Here is a 17,766-nt window from a genome sequence, read left to right as displayed (position 1 = left end):
GTTGTTTTATAGGTGGTCAAAATGAAAAACAAACTTTGTGTTCTCGGTAGTATCAATGTCGATCACGTTATTCGAGTACCTTACTTCCCCAAAGCAGGAGAAACCTTAACAGGTTACGGTTATCAAATTGCTTATGGTGGAAAAGGGGCAAATCAAGCGGTTGCAGCGGCAAGATGTGGTGCAAATGTACACTTTATTGGTGCAATTGGTGATGATCAAATTGGGAAAACAATGAAGCAAGCCTTTGAACAAGACGGGATCAATACAGAAGCAATTTCTGTTATGGAAAACCAATCAACAGGGTTGGCGATGATTCAGGTTGCCGATTCGGGTGAAAACAGTATTGTAATTTCCGCTGGCGCAAATGCGGATCTTTCAGAGGCTTTAGTTGAACAACATAAATCACATATTGAACAAGCGGATATTTTGCTAATGCAGTTGGAAAGTCCGTTACAAGCGGTGGCTAAGGCTGCAAAAATTGCCAAAAAAGCAGGGGTAAAAGTGGTGTTAAATCCCGCTCCCGCTCAACCTTTACCGGACAGTTTATTATCACAAATTGACATTATCACCCCAAATGAAACAGAAGCGGAAATACTGACTGGAATTAAAGTGACCAATGAGCAAACTGCAGCTGTAGCCGCCAACCATTTTCATCAACTTGGGATCGAAACGGTCTTAATTACCCTAGGCTCAAAAGGTTTGTTTTATAGCGAAAAAGGACAAGGTGAAATTATTCCAGGGTTCCGTGTCGATGCAGTGGATACAACAGCCGCAGGAGATACATTTAACGGAGCTTTTGTGACGGCATTATTAGAAGGAAAATCACCTAAAGAATCTATTCGTTTTGCTCATGCAGCAGCGGCAATTTCGGTCACAAGAATGGGGGCACAGACAGCAATTCCTAGACGCGAGGAGATTGAGGCGCTCTTATTATTTTCAATGTAACTTAAACTACTATGTTGGAGTTTTTCTTAACTGGCAGTTTGTGAATGACAATGCGGTTTGATATTTGTACTTAACGAGTCGAGCGGCTACGATTTGTTAGGTATAACGTTAATTTTATCTCTCTATTGAAATACATTGACGAGCATTTTTAATCACAATATAGTGTCGATAGAGAACAAAGTTGTTTTGCAAACAAAGATATTAGAAAAAATAATGAAGGTCATAAAAATTTTTATTGATATTTCTTTTTCTTATGGTATTTTAAACAGCGTCTCAGACACTTTTTTATTTGTAGTTATTATTTTAAGAGGATTAGCCAATGTCAAACACCAACGCCATTGCAAACGTTGCAAAACTCATTCGAGAGAATGATATTAAATTTGTCTTACTGAAATTTACCGACATTAAAGGTAAAGAACACGGGGTGTCAATGCCTGTTTCCCTTGTTGCCGATGACCTCGAAGACCTTTTTGAAGAGGGGCGAATGTTCGACGGTTCCTCGGTTGAAGGTTGGCGAGCGATTAACAAAGCCGATATGCTGTTAATGCCAATTCCTGAAACCGCCGTTGTTGACCCTTTCGCCCGTATCCCAACCCTCACTATCCGCTGCAGTATCTTCGACCCAAACACAATGCAAAGCTATGACCGTGACCCACGTTCAATAGCTATTCGTGCTGAAAACTATCTAAAATCAACAGGTATTGCTGACAGCGTAATGTTTGGTCCAGAGCCTGAGTTCTTCCTCTTTGATGATGTTCGTTTTAGCACTGAGATGAACAATGTGTCTTATCATATTGATGATATTGAAGCGGCGTGGAACACCAACCGTAAATATGAAGACGGCAACAATGCGTATCGTCCGCTCAAAAAAGGCGGCTACTGTGCAGTAGCACCAATCGACACCGCTCACGATATTCGTTCTGAAATGTGCTTAATTTTAGAAGAGATGGGCTTAGTGATTGAAGCTCACCATCACGAAGTGGCGACAGCAGGTCAAAATGAAATTGCAAGCCGTTTCAATAGCTTAACTTTAAAAGCAGACGAAACCCAAATCTATAAATATGTGGTTCAAAACGTTGCCCTTGAACACGGCAAAACCGCTTGCTTTATGCCAAAACCATTCGCAGGCGATAACGGCTCAGGTATGCACTGTAATATGTCGTTAAGCAAAGATGGCAAAAACGTCTTTATGGGCGATAAATATGCAGGCTTGTCTGAAACTGCCCTTTACTATATCGGCGGTATCATCAAACACGCTAAAGCATTAAATGCGTTTACTAACCCAACCACAAACTCATACAAACGTTTAGTACCGGGTTTTGAAGCACCTGTATTATTAGCTTACTCTGCAAGTAACCGCTCTGCGTCTATCCGTATTCCTGCAGTAACTAGCCCGAAAGCAACCCGTATTGAAGCACGTTTCCCAGATCCAATGGCAAACCCATACTTATGTTTTGCGGCGTTGTTAATGGCTGGTCTTGATGGTGTGATTAACAAAATCCACCCAGGCGATGCAATGGATAAAAACCTCTATGACTTACCACCAGAGGAGTTAAAAGAGATCCCAGCAGTGTCAAGTTCATTAGGTGAAGCGTTAGATAACTTGGAAAAAGATTATGAATTTTTAACCCAAGGCGGTGTGTTCACTAAAGAGTTTATCGATGCCTTTATTGCAATGAAACGTAAAGAAGTTGAGCGTTTGAATATGACCCCACATCCTGTGGAATTTGAGATGTATTACGCTTAGCCTTAAAAGTTAGGTTCAGAAAATAAAATAGTTGCTGATGAATACTTTAATTATTCTTAGCAACTATATTTTTATTTAAAGAATCCTTTATAAATATAGTGTTATGTATCTTATTGTTTTTGCGTGATGAAATAATTTTTCTTCATTTGCCTAAATAAATGTTAAAAAACGATTTAGTGTTTTACATATCAAGAATGTAATCATCAATAGAGTTTTTTTGAACGCTATTAGATAGTCATTCCCAATCTTTATTAGAGTAGGATAAATATTACATTTATAAAGTTTGATATTACTTTTGGGGCTGACGTAGATTAGCCCTAAATTTCACACCATTTTCTCAACGTTTTAAGTTGCTCTTTTGGTGTTCCAAAGTGAAACCGAAATTCACATTCTTTCAAGAATAAAGGGAAACGTTTTCGGTCAGTCCCATTATATTTTCGGAGTATCCGCTTGGATTGACTCCAAAAATTCTCAATGCCGTTGATGTGATTTTGTTTCACTGTAAACAGCTCCGAATGGTTAATTCGTTCGTGGTGAAATTCGCTTACATCAAGGGCATCATAACTACGATAAGTATCTGTATAAACCCAGCTGTCGGGCTTGATTTTCCTTGATATAACAGGCATTAGCGTTGTTGTCTGCGTATCATTGACTACCACAGTAAATACTTTTCCTTGCCGTTTCAATATCCCAAAAACAGCCACTTTTCCACCGCCCACGACCTCGTTTTCCTTCACGATGTCCACCAAAATAGCTTTCATCCAGCTCAATTTGTCCGTCAGATACTTCATCTGCTTCAAGTGCTAAATTATAGCTGATAACCTCGCGGATTTTGCGGTAAAACAGTGCAGCAGAGTTAGCATTTATCTCTAACAAATTTGCCGCAGAACGGACAGTGACTTCTAATACAAAAAATTCAAGGAGATTTTTTTGTATAGATTTCTTTAATTTACAATGAGTTATCTTCATTTTTGTAGGTTAGCATACTAGCTAATCTACGTCAGCCCCCAAAATATTGCTCTCCCAACCGCGCTTCACGCTCGCCATTTACCACAATGCAAATACTCGGCTCTTGGTCGCCATTTACAGAAACTTGGTTAGCGATAAAGTTGTTACTTGTCGTGGTCTATATCGTTTTCGGTGTTGTGGCACAAAAAAACATTCGCACCCCAAAAGGGTTCGCGTTTTACAGCTTGTCGCTACTCGCTTTTTTAACAATGGTGTTGCTATCGCTTTGCAAAATAGGCTAAGACGTACACCGAACTTATTAACCAACTGAAATAAAAGGAAATAAAATGAAGATTTTTTACAAAACCTGTTGTCACAGCCCCTGGACAAAGTGCGGTTACAGTTACGCCAAATTCTGCCACTTCTTCGGCAATGGCTTGGCTGAAAGACGTGACATAGGCTTTTGTTGCATAATAAACCGCTTGTAATGGACCAGGTAAAAAGCCTGCCGTTGAAGAAACGTTTAGAATTTTACCACAGCGGCGTTCCACCATACCTTTTAAGTAAAAATGGCTTAACTCGGTTAAAGTGGTGATGTTTACTTGGATCATTTGTTGTTCTTTGGCTAAATCACGCTCAAAAAAGCGACCGTGTCCGCCAAAACCTGCATTATTGATTAGAATATCAACGGTAATGCCCTGTGCTTCCGTCTGTGCAAAAATCGCTTGTGCCGCATTAGGTTCTGATAAATCTTGGGCGATAACGGTGGCTTTAATACCGTATGTGTTAGCTAAGTCGTGTGCTAGTTCGGCCAATTTCTCTTTTGAACGTGCCACCAACACCACATCGCCGCCTTTTTTGGCGTGAATTTTTGCTAGTTCCAAACCGATACCATTTGATGCACCTGTAATCAATGCTGTTTGTTTCATTTTTTATCCTTCATTGTCTTTGCTTTCGATGAAGTGTATTATTCCGTAAAATACCAGTATGAAAAAGGTAAAAAAGGGCTTAATAATGGCAAAAATAGGAAATACACAAGCAATCCCGACACCGCAATCGGCACTTGAAATTTGTCTATTTAGTGAATTTAACCAAAGCAATTTGCACGCTGATGAATTAACACGGGAAATGCTCGCTGAGCAACATCGCTTTGATTTTTATGTTTGGCTGTGGGTAACAGAAGGGGAATGTCAGAATTTGCTTGATTTCCAAAGCGTTACGCAACGCACAGGCGAATGGTTGCTGATCCGCCCACAGCAAGTTCACCATTTTCAAACAATGGAAGGTTGGGACGGTTGGGGATTATCTTTTCCAGCCGAATGGGTTTCTGCTGATTTAGCCTCAATTTGGCAACAGCTGCCACAAAAGCAATCTGTAACCGCCGAGCAAGCCCCTTTGCTGCAACTGGCGTTACAACAGCTCAAACAATATCGCTACTTTGAATGGCAAGGGCAAAATTATCAGCCCTTATTACAAACGCAGTTACACACCTTTCTGACCTTGCTCAACACCCTTTATGCTGCAAATCAGCCACAAGAAGACCACCAAAATCAACGTTGGCAAGGTTTTTCTCAGCTATTGGAACAACATTTTTGCACGCAACATCAAGTCCAATTTTATGCGGAACAACTCGGTTGCACAGAAAAAACGCTCGGCTCAACCTGTTTAGCACATACGGGGCTGCCTGCCAAAATGGTTATCAACCAACGTTTGCTACTTGAAGCCAAACGCCTACTGGTGCATACCCAAAAATCCGTGAAACACATTGCGTTACAACTCGGTTTTGAAGAAGCTACTCACTTTAATAAATTCTTCAAAAAATACGAACGATGTACGCCAAAAGGCTTTCGGGAAAGCTATTTAGCGGAAAAATAAAAGAGCGGTGGGGTTTTCAGGAAATTTTGCAAATACAAAACTTATGAAAATCCCACCGCTCTTCTACAAGTTCTATGACAACTGTTTTAAATAATCTTCCAACCCTTGAACTTCCCCATACAACAACTGGCTCGGCACAATATGCAACCGTTGATCGTTATCCCACGCATAGCGGGCGAAATCGGCGTCCATTTTACGAGCGCTTTGGTAAAACAGCCCCGTTGGCGCAAGTGCAAGCGGATAGATTTCATTGAGTTTTTGCAATGTTGCTGACGCACCATAACACCAGCCGCAAAGGGGATCGAATAAATAATAAATTTTCATTAAAACATTCCACGTCCGCTTTCTGTTTTTTCTGGTACCGCTTGGATTACGTCCCAATGTTCTACAATTTTGCCGTTTTCATCGAAACGGAAAATATCCACCACCGCTTCGCCTTTATCTTTTTCATTGAGCTGGCTGTGAACGTGTAATGCTACTAAATCGCCGTCCGCTAATACACGTTTAACTGTTGCTCGCGAAGTTGGGTGTTCTTTCAAAAACGGAGCAAAAGCATCAATAAAGGCTTGACCACCATCGGCTACACTTGGGTTGTGTTGCAAATACTCTTTGCCGATATATTTATCCACTGCGTCTTGTAATTGATGTTGGTTAAACGCCACTTCATAGAACGCCAACGCATTCGCTTTATTTTGCTCTGGCGTAGTTTGTGCCATTGCAACGGTTGATGAGAAAAGTGCAGTTAAAAGTAAAAGTAATTTTTTCATTTTGTTTTCCTTTTGTTGGATTATACATTCAGCTTGATTGCTATTGATGGTGTGCATTTTAATGAAATAAAAAGAGAGAAAAAGTGCGATTTTAGAATATAATTATTTCCGATTAAGAAACAAAAAGGATAACTATGGACAAACTCACCGCAATCAAAGTCTTTCTGACCGTTGCCGAAACAGGCAGTTTTACCGCTACCGCAGAACGGTTAGAGATTTCCAAACCGATGATCAGCCGTTATGTTGCTTTAATGGAGGAATGGCTGAACGCCCGACTTTTTCAGCGTTCCACCCGTAAAGTCGCCCTAACAGATGCAGGCGAACAAGCGGTGCTTTTTTGCCAAAGAATTGCAAACTTAACCGCAGAGATGGAACAAGAAATGATGGCACAGCAGGGTGAATTGCGTGGTGCGTTGCGTGTCACCAGTAGCCAAACTTTCGGGGCGTATCATTTAGTGCAAATGGTCAATCGCTTTTTGCAGTTACACCCGAAGTTGAATATTCAGCTGTTGCTTAACGATCAGACGATGGATTTAATCAGCGAACGGATCGATCTTGCCATTCGGATTACCAACACGCCCGACCCGAATTTTATCGCCCGAAAACTTGCTGATTGCCATTCATTGTTGGTGGCAACGCCTGAATATTTGACAAAGTTCGGTACGCCAACGCAGCCTGAAGATTTGTATCAACATCACTATTTGTCGCACCATAACATCAACCGCAAAGCGTGGAAATGTACGCAAGGGGAACAGGAAGTGTTGCTCGACCTAAACAGCCGTTTCACCACCAACGACACCCAAACTTTACTTAACTCAGTACTGGATGGTTATGGCATTTCGATGTTACCAAAATATATGCTAGAACCAGAACTTCAACAGGGCAAATTGCAAGCCGTTTTAACCGACTGGCAACTGCCGACATTCAGCATTTATGCGATGTATCCGTCAAGGGATAAACTCCCCCTTGCCGTGAGAAAACTAATTGATTTTTTGCTGGAGAATTTTGAAGGGAAAGCGTGGTAGAGTTAAATTTGGTTATTTATTTAGCACTCCTGCTTTCCCATTACTTATGGTACTGTTTTTACGTAATTATCAACAGTATTCCGAAAAATAAATCTTTCTATAATAATCATTACAAGAATAATAGGTGATGGAATTTCTACCATTTTTTCCCAAGCGGTTGAAAATATGACTGTATTTTCGCTATTTTCACACATAATATTTGGGGCTAATCTATGATCTGCCCCCAAAAAGTTAGACTGATTTAGTTCAAGGACTGAGTTCTGTATTCCACAGGGCTTAGTCCTTTTAATTTTACTTGAATACGCTCATGATTGTAATAATGAATATATTCGTGAATAGCTTGTTCCAGTTGCTCAAAGGTCTCAAACCGTTTACCAAAGTAACATTCCGTTTTTAAACGCCCAAAGAAACTTTCCATTGCACTGTTATCCAAACAATTTCCCTTTCTCGACATACTTTGTACGATGCCACTTTGCTTCAATATCGACTGATAACTTACCATTTTATTGTCTTTTTCAGCAAGATGATAAAAGAACGTACTCCGTTTTAAATCAACCAATTGCAATAAAATCTCAAACGGAAATTGGTGGCGTAGTTCCTTCACGAGGTGTGATTATACTGATTAATCCAATATCTTAATATGGTTTCCTTAACCTGAAAATGCTGACGAGTTAATGAGCGATTTTTATTATGTTGAAGATAAAATTCGATCACTTGTTGTTTAAAAGATTGAGTGTATTTAGCCATAAAAATCTGCACCTTAATTAGTTGGTTGTTTAGTCCAACTTTTGGGGTGCAGATCATTTCGCTCCCCCACTTTCCCAATACTTCCCCCATAAATGAGGGGAAGTATTTTCTCATAACGCCACTCTACAACACTGCCCCCCACCCCATCCAATTCTTCCCCCGCTTGCGGGGGAAGGTGCCCGAAGGGCGGATGGAGGCGAATATGGGTGCTTTTCGATTGTTCTAAAAAGATTTCTCGTTAAAACTAAATAGCGTAGAATGGTGTCATTTATCACTACATGCCTTGATAATCATGAATCCACTAAATTCGCTACAATTAGCTTTAAACCAATCTAGCCTTATTGAAGCCTCTGCAGGCACAGGCAAAACCTATACGATGGCAAATTTGTATTTGCGGTTGATTTTAGGTGTTCGGTGTCCCTCCCCATTGACAGTTGAACAAATCTTGGTTGTCACCTTTACCAAAGCCGCAACCCAAGAGCTACGAGATCGAATTAGGGAAAAATTGGTCAATGTGGGAAAATGGTTTCGAGATCCCTCTTCTAAAGAGGCTCAAGATGCGTTACGAGAACCATTCCTTGCGGCGCTTTATCAAGAAGTTCAACCACGTTTAAATGAATGCCTCTTACGCTTAAGCATTGCTGAACGCGAAATTGATTTAGCCAGTATTTTCACCATTGATAGCTTCTGTCAAAAGATGTTGTTTCAGTTTGCGTTTAGCTCTGGCATTCGTTTTGATATTGATTTATTGAGCAATGAAGATGAATTATTAACTCGTTTGAGTGAAGAAACTTGGCGTGAACTATTTTATCCAATGGGACTTGCAGAAACTGTCGCCGTTGCTGAAGAGTTAAAAACGCCTTCTGACGCATTAACCGCAGTGAAAGGTTATCTCTATGGCGATTTTCCAGATTTAGCGGCAGAAAACCAATGGCTGACACAAGGCATTTCAAGCTATCTCGCCGATTATCAAGCCTTGTTACAAGAAGCTAAACAACATTGGCTTGCCGTGGGGGCGGAAGCGGAAAGCCTGATTGTGGCTGAAATCAATAAAAACTACAAAAAAGGCGAAAAGAAATCGCTCAGCCGCCGAGCTTATCAAATGCGTTGGATTGAAAATTGGCTGAAAGAGCTGAACGAATGGGCTACAAGCGGTAGCCATTATTTTCCAACCAACAGCCTCTCTCGCTTTTGTCAGGATTTTATCAATGAAAAAGCGGAAGAAGGGGCAGAACCGCTTACCCACACTATTTTTGCAAAAAATCAAGATTATCTTACCGCTTACCAAACACAGTTTGAAGGCAAATCAAAAGCGATTTTACTCTATCAATTCTTCAGCCATCTACGTCAAAAACTTGCCGATTATAAGCAAACCCATAAAGAGAAAAGTTTTGGCGACATGTTGAGCTTTTTGCTTTCCGCTTTGCAATCAGAGCGTGGGGATACGTTAGCCCAGCAAATTAGAGCCTTGTATCCCTTTGCGATGATTGATGAATTTCAAGATACGAACCAACAGCAATATGAAGTGTTCCATCGTATCTTTATGGATCAAAATACCAGCGAGCAAGGTTTTATTATGATTGGCGATCCAAAACAGTCGATCTATAAATTCCGTGGTGCTGATATTTTCACCTATTTAAAAGCGAAGAACGAGGTTCAGGAACAGGCAACACTTGACCGTAACTGGCGCTCTGTGCCTGAAGTGGTGGAGAGTTGTAATCGTCTATTTCAGTTCCCAGAAGGAGATAATCCTCCATTTTTATATCACGGTATTCCCTTTCAGCCCGTTAAAGCTAAAGAGGCTTCAGATACATTAGTGGGTGAACAAGCGACCAGATGTCTATTAATCAGCACAGAGTTTGATGAACAGCTTGTGGCCGCTCATTGTGCTTATCAAATTCAACAACAGCTGAAAAAAAGTGAGCAAGGGTTGCTCTTTGTGCAAAAAGAGGAGGGGAATAGACCGCTTGAAGCCAAAGACATTACGATCCTTGTGCGTAGCCATAAACAAGCCAGTTTAATCCGAGCAGAATTATTAAAACGCCATATTCCATCGGTCTTTTTCTCTGAACGAAACAGCGTCTATGAAACCCAAGAAGCACAAGATTTACGCTTTATTCTTTCTGCGTGTTTAAACCCTTACCGTCAATCCAGTTTGCTTTCAGCCATTGGCACATCGCTTTGGGGCTTAACATCGACCGACATTTTTAATATCAAACAAGATGAAAAAGCGTGGGATAATGTGGTGGAAAACTTTGTCGGCTATCAACAAGTTTGGCTACATCAGGGGATTTTACCGATGTTGCACCAAATTTTTGTGAAAGAAAATATTATCCAACGGATCAATGCCTTACCGAATGCGGAACGTCGTATTACCGATCTGTTGCATTTAGCCGAGTTGCTACAAGGGGCAATGCCAAATTTAGAGAACGAGTTCGCCTTGCTACGTTGGTATGAACAGCAATTAGACAATCCAGATGGCTACGCCGATGAACAAAAACAGCGTTTAGAGAGCGAAGAGAGTTTGGTTAAAGTGGTGACTATCCACGGCTCAAAAGGGTTGGAATACCCTGTAGTTTGGTTGCCGTTTGTGGCTAAAGCAAGCCAACCTGCCAAAAGTAAACCAATAACAATCTATCAAAATGACGAAGGCAAGGCTCACTGGAGCTTCGGCTCACAATCCGACGAAATCAAAAAATATATTGATAAAGCAGAATTTGCGGAAGATTTGCGATTGCTCTATGTTGCGGTCACACGGGCGAAGTATCAGCTAAACCTGATTTTACCAAGTCAATTTGATGAAAAATGGAATAGCCTAAGCTATTTGTTAAGCAATGGTGAGATTGGAACAGGTGGCATCGCCCCAAGCCAAAATACTCAATATTATTTAGCACAGAAAGGCATTAAAGCGGAGCTGATTACGGTTAATAATGATGTGCCTGAAGACAATTGGCAACCAACACTCGTGCAACCTATTGATATTGAAGCGAAATCCTTTACAGGCAAAATTCGCACCGTTGGGCAAATTACCAGCTTCACGGCATTACAGGCTCAAAATGAACGTTTGCAACATAAAGGGCAAAACATACCGCTTGCTACTTTTGGTGACGAAGCTCAAGATTATGACCGCACAGAGTTCATCGCCTCGGACTTTCTTGAAGATAACGCTCAGCCATATAGTCGCTACCAATTCCCACATAGCACGAAAGTCGGTAATCTGTTGCATAAATTCTTTGAGCATTGGGATTTTCAACAAGCGATGGATCAAACACAATTACAGGCATTGTGTGAACAACTTAATTTAGACGAAGCGTGGCTTGAGCCTTTAACAACGTGGTTTGAGCAAGTTATCCAAACCCCATTTGGTGAACAAGCGGTCAGTTTAACGCAGATTTTTACCCATAAACGCTTGAACGAATGGCAATTTTATTTACGCCTATCCAATAAAGAAGCCTTATATCGACTTAATCAACTACTGAAAAAACATAGTCCGTTAGCCAAACAGTTGCCTGATTTGACCTTATATAACTTAGAAGGCTTTGTGCGTGGTTTTGTCGATTGTATTGCTCAAATTGACGGCAAATTCTATGTGATTGACTATAAATCCAATTTTTTAGGCTATTTGCCACAAGATTATCAAGCCGAAAAATTAGCCAAAACAATGGGGCAATTCCGCTATGATTTGCAATATTTGCTCTATACCCTTGCCGTTCACCGCTACTTAAGCGCTCGCTTAGGGGAAAATTATAATTACGAGCAACACTTTGGCGGCGTGGCTTATTTATTCCTACGAGGAATGAATGGCGAGCCAAATAGTGGTGTTTATTTTGATAAACCAAGTCAGGAGTTGATTGAAGAGATGGATAGGTTGTTTGGGTAAGAGATATTCTCTATATCAATAAAGCCCACTTTGAGTGTTTTGTGGGACGAATAAAAAGAAAAATGATATTTATTGTTTCGGATTAATGTAATTACTCCCCATATTCGCCCCCATCCGCCCTTCGGGCACCTTCCCCCGCAAGCGGGGGAAGTATTGGGGAGAAGTAGGGGAAGTATTGTAGAGCGGTGTTATGAGAAAATTCTTCCCCCATTTATGGGGGAAGTCCCTGAGCGTTAGCGAAGGGGATGGGGGCTGAGGGATAAAATCTGTGAACAAAAAAAGCGGATAGAGAGCCTCTCCCACAATTTGTGTAAATACCTGTTTCTGAGATAATACATTCAGACACAGGTATTTTATTATGAACGAAAAACAACTTCACGCCTTGGCAGCGGAATTTGCCAAAAACCTAAAAACACCAGAAGACCTCAATCAATTTTCACGGATGCTCAAGAAAATCACCGTCGAGGCTGCGTTAAATGGTGAACTGACCGACCATCTTGGTTATCTAAAACGAAGATTCAGCTTTGCATTGTGCATTTAGTGCGTAACAGCTTGAAATTCGTTTCGTGGAAAGATTACAAAGCCGTCACCGCAGATTTAAAGCAGGTTTATCAAGCCCCGACGGAAGCACAGGCTCGCGAAAATCTGACCGCACTTTCGCAAAAATGGCAGGCAAAATACCCGCTTGTAAAGATGCATCAAAAAAATGGACAATGCCGATTCAGAACTGGAAACTGGCGATGAATCGATTTATGATTGATTTTGGTGATCGCTTAGACGATCACCGTTAAGTTGAAATGGGTGTTTACACAGAATTTGGGATAGGGTCCTATATTTATAGCTTTTTACAGCTATTTATAGGATTTTATAGGTTTGTAAGAACGGCTGGTTAAGTTCACTTTAAGATCTTTGGTTAATAAACTTTCCCCTGCACTTCTCACATAAAGATTTAAAAAGCGAGTTGCCATTAAATCGTTACTTCCCATTGGAACAGAAAGCCCATACACTCCATCTTTCGTCAATGCTTTTGCGGTATGGTAAAGTTCGTCCCACGTTTTCGGTACGCTTAAATTATTTGCGGCTAACAAATCTTTGCGTACCCACATCACTTGAGCGTGAGAATAGAGCGGAATAGAATAATTTTGCCCTTTAACTGTACCTTCATAAATTGCACCTTCAGCAAACTTATCACGACCGATACTATCAATTAGATCGCCTATCGGTTGCAATGCACCGAAATTAATCATTTCAATGACGTGATTTAGTAAAGCCGTACTCATATCTGGCACATTGCCTGAAGATAAGCCTGTTGTCCATTTGGTGTAAAAGTGGCAGATGCAGCAAGGCAGTCAATGATACAAAAGGCACAGATTACGATTACTTAAGAATACAGACAAACGATATTTCAGCTTACATTTGTTCGCATTTCTCTGGCTTTTTCTCAATGAAAAAAGTATATTAGCGAACATTTGTAAGCTGAATAAACAGGATAAAAAGATGGCTTCTCTCGACTTCCATTTTGTGAATAGATTTCGCCTGCAAGCAAAAAAATGGCTTAATCGTACCGCTTTGCGTTTCCGTGAACAAGCTCAATGGCAGGAAATGTCGTGGCAAACTTTTCAACAGGAAATTGACCGTTTCTCTTATGCTTTAATTGCTCAACATATTGATATCCAAGATAAAATCGGTATTTTTGCAAATAATATGCCTCGTTGGACTATTGCTGATTTTGGGGCAATGCAGGCAAGGGCGGTTGCTGTGCCGATTTATGCGACAAACACGGCTAAACAAGTGGAATATATTGTGAATGACGCTGACATTAAAATTCTCTTTGTCGGTGATCAAGAACAACTTGATCAGGTCTGTCAAATAGCGAACAACTGTCCACAATTAATGAAAATTGTGGCAATGAAGGCAAATATGGATTTGAGGGATCTGCCAAATGCGTGTTATTGGGAAGATTTTCTAGATGTTGTTCCAAATGAAGCGGAATTTGAGAAACGCCTTAATTCTAAACAGTTGTCCGATCTTTTTACGCTGATTTATACGTCTGGAACAACGGGTGAGCCAAAAGGTGTGATGCTGGATTATGCTAACCTTGCCCATCAATTAAATGCTCACGATCTTGCCTTAAATGTGAATGAAGATGATGTGTCGCTTTCGTTCCTACCGCTTTCGCATATTTTTGAGCGTGCGTGGGTTGCTTATGTTTTTCATCGTGGTGCGACAAATTGCTACTTGGAAGACACCAACCACGTCCGTGATGCCTTGACTACACTGAAACCAACGGTGATGTGTGCGGTGCCTCGTTTCTATGAAAAAATTTATACGGCGGTATGGGATAAAGTGGAAAAAGCCCCGGCACATCGCCGAGCCTTGTTCAACTGGGCAATTCGTGTTGGTGAAAAGCATTATCAAACAGAACAACCCTCACAGTGGCTTCGTTTGCAATATGCTCTGGCAGACAAATTAGTGCTGACTAAACTGCGTGCTTTATTAGGCGGTAGGATCAAAATGATGCCTTGCGGTGGAGCAAAGTTGGAAGCCTCTATTGGTTCATTTTTCCACAGTATTGGGATCAACATTAAATTGGGCTATGGAATGACTGAAACGACTGCAACGGTTTCTTGCTGGCAAGATAAGGGCTTTAACCCAAATTCTATCGGGACATTAATGCCAAATGCGGAAGTCAAAATCGGTGAGGAAAATGAAATTCTGGTGCGTGGTGGAATGGTAATGCGAGGCTACTACAAGAAGCCTGAAGAAACGGCAAAGGCTTTTACTGAAGATGGTTTCTTACGCACGGGTGATGTTGGCGAAATGGATAGTTGCGGAAATTTATTCATTACTGACCGCTTGAAAGAGCTGATGAAAACTTTAAATGGGAAATATATCGCTCCGCAATACATTGAGGGCAAAATCGGTAAAGATAAGTTTATTGAGCAGATTGCTGTGATTGCAGATGCGAAGAAGTATGTTTCTGCCTTGATTGTGCCGTGTTTTGATAGCCTTGAGGAATATGCAAAGCAACTTAATATCAAATATCAGGATAGGATCGAGCTGATTAAACATTCTGACATTATTCAGATGTTTGAAAGACGTATCCACGAGTTGCAAAAAGAACTCCCGAGCTTTGAGCAGGTGAAGAAATTTACTCTCTTACCTCAAGCCTTTAGTACGGCAATGGAAGAAATCACCCCTACGCTGAAATTACGTCGTAAAGTGATTATGCAACGCTATCGGGAGCAGATTGAGGAGATGTATAATGAACGTTCATTAACTTAAATTTCAATTTACATTGCATTAAATGTAGTTTGAAGATTTTCAAACATCTATTTTATTATAAATATAAGTTATAATTCGTCTAACTATATTCCTAAGAGTGTGTCAGTGAAGCAAGTACAATTCTATCTATTAAGCCAAGCCCAAGCAGGCGAACTTTCCGCTCAAGAAGCTCTAGCGTGCGATTTAGCGGCAAAAGCGTGGCGACAAGGTAAACGAGTGCTGATTGCTTGTGAAACCGAAGAACAGGCATTCAGCCTTGATGAAGCACTTTGGGCAAGAGAAGCGGATGATTTTGTACCACATAATCTGTCCGGCGAAGTCACCACCTATGCGACCCCGATTGAAATTTCGTGGAAAGGCAAACGCAATGCCCAACGCCGAGATGTATTGATTTCATTACAAACAGAATTACCCAATTTTATTAACAGCTTCAATCAAATTATTGATTTCGTGTCGGTTGATGAAACAGAAAAGGTCCAAGCGAGGGAACGTTATAAACAATATCGCCAACTAGGTTGGCAGTTAAGTACCGAGCAAGTTTAAGGATAGAGATGTTCCGCCTAGCACAACAAGATGATTTAACTCGAATTCTTGAAATTTATAACCAGGTGATTGAAAGACGCACAGTGACGGCAGATTTAGTTCCAGCAACGAAGGAAAGCCGCCAAACGTGGTTTAATCAGCAATCTAAATCATGCTAAATATCCGATTTAGGTTTATGAATTAGACGGACAAATTGTTGCGTGGTGTAGTGATCTGCACCCCAAAAGTTGGACTAAACAACCAACTAATTAAGGTGCAGATTTTTTATGGCTAAATACACCCAATCTTTTAAACAACAAGTGATCGAATTTTATCTTCAACATAATAAAAATCGCTCATTAACTCGTCAGCATTTTCAGGTTAAGGAAACCATATTAAGATATTGGATTAATCAGTATAATCACACCTCGTGAAGGAACTACGCCACCAATTTCCGTTTGAGATTTTATTGCAATTGGTTGATTTAAAACGGAGCACGTTCTTGCTGAAAAAGACAATAAAATGGCAAGTTATCAGTCGATATTGAAGCAAAGCGGCATCGTACAAAGTATGTCGAGAAAGGGAAATTGTTTGGATAACAGTGCAATGGAAAGTTTCTTTGGGCGTTTAAAAACGGAATGTTACTTTGGTAAACGGTTTGAGACCTTTGAGCAACTGGAACAAGCTATTCACGAATATATTCATTATTACAATCATGAGCGTATTCAAGTAAGATTAAAAGGACTAAGCCCTGTGGAATACAGAATTCAGTCCTTGAACTAAATCAGTCTAACTTTTTGGGGGCAGATCAGATGTGCCCGCCCCGAAATAACAAATTAAGAAGGAAGATAACAATGCCCCCAATCGAACTCTCTCAAACTCAATTTGAACAACATTTTGGTTATGCGTCACAGCAAACCGTTTTTGCTCCAGGTCGTGTGAATATTATCGGTGAACATACCGATTATAACGATGGCTTTGTGATGCCTTGTGCGATCAACTACGGTATGTCCGTGAGTTTTGCGAAACGTGACGACTCCATTTGGCGTGTCTATGCGATTGATATTAACGAAACCGATGCCTTTGATATTAAAAAAGAAATTCCACAAAGTGAAGATAAATGGAAAAACTATGTGCGTGGCGTGGTGAAATATATTCAAGAGCGTTGCCCTGAATTTATTCAAGGGGCTGATATTGCAATGACCAGTGATGTGCCGATGTCTTCAGGGTTAAGTTCGTCCGCTGCTCTTGAAATTTCTATCGGTAAAACTTGCCAAGTGTTAGGTAATTTACCGATTAGTCTAGCGGAGATCGCCCTAATCGGACAACGTGCCGAGAATAAATTTGTCGGTGCAAATTGTGGCAATATGGATCAACTTACTTCGGCATTGGGACAAAAAGATCACCTTGTGATGATCGACTGTCGTAGTTTAGACATTAGCCCAACCCCCGTGCCACAAGGCTATTTCATTGCGATCATTAACTCTAACGTCAAACACGATTTAGTCACAGGGGAATATAACAGTCGCCGTCAAGAGTGTGAATTTGCGGCACAATTCTTTGGCGTTAAAGCCTTAAGAGATGTTAGTCCTGAACAATTTATTGAGCGAGCGGCAGAGTTACAACAGCTTAATGAATTAGCCTACAAACGTGCAAAACACGTTATCAGCGAAAATCATCGTGTACTAGAAGCGGTTGAAGCCTTGAAAGCCAACGATATGCAAAAATTAGGTGTATTAATGGGCGAATCCCACGACTCAATGCGTGATGATTTTGAAATCACTATCCCAGAAATTGACTATTTAGTTGAATTAGCTCAAGTCGCTATCGGCAAAAATGGCGGTGCAAGAATGACAGGCGGTGGCTTCGGCGGTTGTATTATCTGCTTAGTTCCAAATGAAAAAGTGGAAGCGTTGCGTAAACTTATCGCAGAAAACTACCAAAAACAAACCGGCATTCAAGAAACTTTCTATGTTTGCACAGCAAGTGATGGGGTGAGAGTGGTTTAAATTATGCAGTCATAAT

16 protein-coding genes and 5 pseudogenes are annotated in these 17,766 nt (G+C 40.7%); 14 read left to right on the top strand and 7 right to left on the bottom strand.

From position 1 onward, the window contains the following. Positions 1-21: 21 nt before the first annotated feature. Together rbsK and glnA are read left to right on the top strand one after the other, a co-directional pair. A complete protein-coding gene (gene rbsK, locus J1G47_RS11200) occupies positions 22-945 on the top strand; it encodes a ribokinase (protein WP_207326644.1) in 924 nt (307 codons plus the stop codon). A gap of 319 nt (positions 946-1,264) precedes the next feature. Further along, positions 1,265-2,692, top strand: a complete 1,428-nt coding sequence (glnA, locus tag J1G47_RS11195; RefSeq protein WP_020457503.1) for a type I glutamate--ammonia ligase — start codon at positions 1,265-1,267, stop codon at positions 2,690-2,692. 317 nt (positions 2,693-3,009) lie between these two features. Here the strand turns inward: glnA and J1G47_RS11190 are convergent. After that, a pseudogene (locus J1G47_RS11190) lies at positions 3,010-3,661 on the bottom strand (IS1595 family transposase). Between the two features lie 86 nt (positions 3,662-3,747). Here J1G47_RS11190 and J1G47_RS11185 point away from each other — a divergent pair. Then, entirely contained in the window at positions 3,748-3,942 is a 195-nt protein-coding gene (locus J1G47_RS11185; protein ID WP_015939863.1) for a SirB2 family protein, read from the top strand. Here the strand turns inward: J1G47_RS11185 and J1G47_RS11180 are convergent. Then, positions 3,919-4,569: an SDR family NAD(P)-dependent oxidoreductase gene (locus J1G47_RS11180; protein WP_015939864.1), complete on the bottom strand. Its 651-nt coding sequence runs from the start codon at positions 4,567-4,569 to the stop codon at positions 3,919-3,921. The two genes, J1G47_RS11185 and J1G47_RS11180, sit on opposite strands and share 24 nt — an antisense overlap. Before the next feature lie 85 nt (positions 4,570-4,654). On the opposite strand from J1G47_RS11180, the gene J1G47_RS11175 reads away from it, so the two are divergent. Continuing rightward, on the top strand, positions 4,655-5,515 hold the full coding sequence (locus tag J1G47_RS11175) for an AraC family transcriptional regulator (RefSeq protein ID WP_160405218.1): 861 nt from the start codon (positions 4,655-4,657) through the stop codon (positions 5,513-5,515). Between the two features lie 72 nt (positions 5,516-5,587). On the opposite strand, the gene J1G47_RS11170 is transcribed toward J1G47_RS11175, so the two are convergent. Together J1G47_RS11170 and J1G47_RS11165 are read right to left on the bottom strand one after the other, a co-directional pair. Then, the gene (locus J1G47_RS11170) at positions 5,588-5,839 is read right to left on the bottom strand and encodes a hypothetical protein (protein WP_041603170.1); all 252 of its coding nucleotides are present in this window, start codon (positions 5,837-5,839) and stop codon (positions 5,588-5,590) included. Continuing rightward, positions 5,839-6,282 carry a nuclear transport factor 2 family protein gene (locus J1G47_RS11165; protein ID WP_015939865.1) on the bottom strand — a complete coding sequence of 148 codons (444 nt, stop codon included), beginning with the start codon at positions 6,280-6,282 and terminating at the stop codon, positions 5,839-5,841. Before J1G47_RS11165 ends, J1G47_RS11170 begins: the two co-directional genes overlap by 1 nt. A gap of 134 nt (positions 6,283-6,416) precedes the next feature. Between J1G47_RS11165 and J1G47_RS11160 the strand changes: the two genes are divergently transcribed. Further along, a complete protein-coding gene (locus tag J1G47_RS11160; RefSeq protein ID WP_207326643.1) occupies positions 6,417-7,307 on the top strand; it encodes a LysR family transcriptional regulator in 891 nt (296 codons plus the stop codon). A gap of 241 nt (positions 7,308-7,548) precedes the next feature. Here the strand turns inward: J1G47_RS11160 and J1G47_RS11985 are convergent. After that, positions 7,549-7,812: pseudogene (locus J1G47_RS11985) on the bottom strand (transposase); the annotation flags it as partial. A 95-nt stretch (positions 7,813-7,907) separates the two neighbouring features. Beyond that, on the bottom strand, positions 7,908-8,054 hold the full coding sequence (locus tag J1G47_RS11980; RefSeq protein WP_010786526.1) for a helix-turn-helix domain-containing protein: 147 nt from the start codon (positions 8,052-8,054) through the stop codon (positions 7,908-7,910). 292 nt (positions 8,055-8,346) lie between these two features. Here J1G47_RS11980 and recB point away from each other — a divergent pair, with 292 nt between their 5' ends. The 3 genes and pseudogenes from recB to J1G47_RS11140 form a co-directional block, all read left to right on the top strand. Then, the gene (gene recB / locus J1G47_RS11150) at positions 8,347-11,934 is read left to right on the top strand and encodes an exodeoxyribonuclease V subunit beta (RefSeq protein WP_207326642.1); all 3,588 of its coding nucleotides are present in this window, start codon (positions 8,347-8,349) and stop codon (positions 11,932-11,934) included. Between the two features lie 358 nt (positions 11,935-12,292). Next, positions 12,293-12,451 (top strand): annotated as a pseudogene (locus J1G47_RS11145) (IS256 family transposase); the annotation flags it as partial. Then, positions 12,442-12,725: pseudogene (locus J1G47_RS11140) on the top strand (transposase); the annotation flags it as partial. The pseudogenes J1G47_RS11145 and J1G47_RS11140, both read left to right, overlap by 10 nt. Positions 12,726-12,785: 60 nt before the next feature. Here the strand turns inward: J1G47_RS11140 and J1G47_RS11135 are convergent. Further along, positions 12,786-13,214, bottom strand: coding sequence for an ABC transporter substrate-binding protein (locus tag J1G47_RS11135; protein WP_005713541.1), 429 nt, complete (start codon positions 13,212-13,214; stop codon positions 12,786-12,788). 217 nt (positions 13,215-13,431) lie between these two features. On the opposite strand from J1G47_RS11135, the gene J1G47_RS11130 reads away from it, so the two are divergent. The 6 genes and pseudogenes from J1G47_RS11130 (at position 13,432) to galK (ending at position 17,750) form a co-directional block, all read left to right on the top strand. Further along, positions 13,432-15,219: an AMP-dependent synthetase/ligase gene (locus J1G47_RS11130; RefSeq protein WP_005713540.1), complete on the top strand. Its 1,788-nt coding sequence runs from the start codon at positions 13,432-13,434 to the stop codon at positions 15,217-15,219. A gap of 105 nt (positions 15,220-15,324) precedes the next feature. Beyond that, on the top strand, positions 15,325-15,762 hold the full coding sequence (locus J1G47_RS11125) for a DNA polymerase III subunit chi (RefSeq protein WP_005713539.1): 438 nt from the start codon (positions 15,325-15,327) through the stop codon (positions 15,760-15,762). Positions 15,763-15,770: 8 nt separating this feature from the next. After that, on the top strand, positions 15,771-15,920 hold the full coding sequence (locus tag J1G47_RS11120; protein ID WP_010786527.1) for a GNAT family N-acetyltransferase: 150 nt from the start codon (positions 15,771-15,773) through the stop codon (positions 15,918-15,920). Between the two features lie 108 nt (positions 15,921-16,028). Next, a complete protein-coding gene (locus J1G47_RS11115; protein WP_010786526.1) occupies positions 16,029-16,175 on the top strand; it encodes a helix-turn-helix domain-containing protein in 147 nt (48 codons plus the stop codon). An 85-nt stretch (positions 16,176-16,260) separates the two neighbouring features. Continuing rightward, positions 16,261-16,524: pseudogene (locus J1G47_RS11110) on the top strand (transposase); the annotation flags it as partial. Positions 16,525-16,595: 71 nt separating this feature from the next. Beyond that, positions 16,596-17,750, top strand: coding sequence for a galactokinase (gene galK, locus J1G47_RS11105; RefSeq protein WP_005713533.1), 1,155 nt, complete (start codon positions 16,596-16,598; stop codon positions 17,748-17,750). Positions 17,751-17,766 lie beyond the last annotated feature (16 nt).

It is taken from the genome of Glaesserella parasuis (genome assembly GCF_017352235.1).
In the GTDB taxonomy this organism is placed as follows: Bacteria; Pseudomonadota; Gammaproteobacteria; order Enterobacterales; family Pasteurellaceae; genus Glaesserella; species Glaesserella parasuis.
This window is presented reverse-complemented; position numbering and strand designations above follow the sequence as displayed.

Bases quoted from the DNA above. Each gene is read 5' to 3' on its own strand.
- recB (WP_207326642.1), top strand. From the start codon at position 8,347: ATGAATCCACTAAATTCGCTACAATTAGCTTTAAACCAATCTAGCCTT.
- J1G47_RS11130 (WP_005713540.1), top strand. From the start codon at position 13,432: ATGGCTTCTCTCGACTTCCATTTTGTGAATAGATTTCGCCTGCAAGCA.
- J1G47_RS11160 (WP_207326643.1), top strand. From the start codon at position 6,417: ATGGACAAACTCACCGCAATCAAAGTCTTTCTGACCGTTGCCGAAACA.
- J1G47_RS11115 (WP_010786526.1), top strand. From the start codon at position 16,029: ATGGCTAAATACACCCAATCTTTTAAACAACAAGTGATCGAATTTTAT.
- J1G47_RS11135 (WP_005713541.1), bottom strand. From the start codon at position 13,214: ATGAGTACGGCTTTACTAAATCACGTCATTGAAATGATTAATTTCGGT.
- J1G47_RS11180 (WP_015939864.1), bottom strand. From the start codon at position 4,569: ATGAAACAAACAGCATTGATTACAGGTGCATCAAATGGTATCGGTTTG.
- J1G47_RS11170 (WP_041603170.1), bottom strand. From the start codon at position 5,839: ATGAAAATTTATTATTTATTCGATCCCCTTTGCGGCTGGTGTTATGGT.
- J1G47_RS11175 (WP_160405218.1), top strand. From the start codon at position 4,655: ATGGCAAAAATAGGAAATACACAAGCAATCCCGACACCGCAATCGGCA.
- galK (WP_005713533.1), top strand. From the start codon at position 16,596: ATGCCCCCAATCGAACTCTCTCAAACTCAATTTGAACAACATTTTGGT.
- J1G47_RS11980 (WP_010786526.1), bottom strand. From the start codon at position 8,054: ATGGCTAAATACACTCAATCTTTTAAACAACAAGTGATCGAATTTTAT.
- glnA (WP_020457503.1), top strand. From the start codon at position 1,265: ATGTCAAACACCAACGCCATTGCAAACGTTGCAAAACTCATTCGAGAG.
- J1G47_RS11185 (WP_015939863.1), top strand. From the start codon at position 3,748: ATGCAAATACTCGGCTCTTGGTCGCCATTTACAGAAACTTGGTTAGCG.
- J1G47_RS11165 (WP_015939865.1), bottom strand. From the start codon at position 6,282: ATGAAAAAATTACTTTTACTTTTAACTGCACTTTTCTCATCAACCGTT.
- J1G47_RS11120 (WP_010786527.1), top strand. From the start codon at position 15,771: ATGTTCCGCCTAGCACAACAAGATGATTTAACTCGAATTCTTGAAATT.
- rbsK (WP_207326644.1), top strand. From the start codon at position 22: ATGAAAAACAAACTTTGTGTTCTCGGTAGTATCAATGTCGATCACGTT.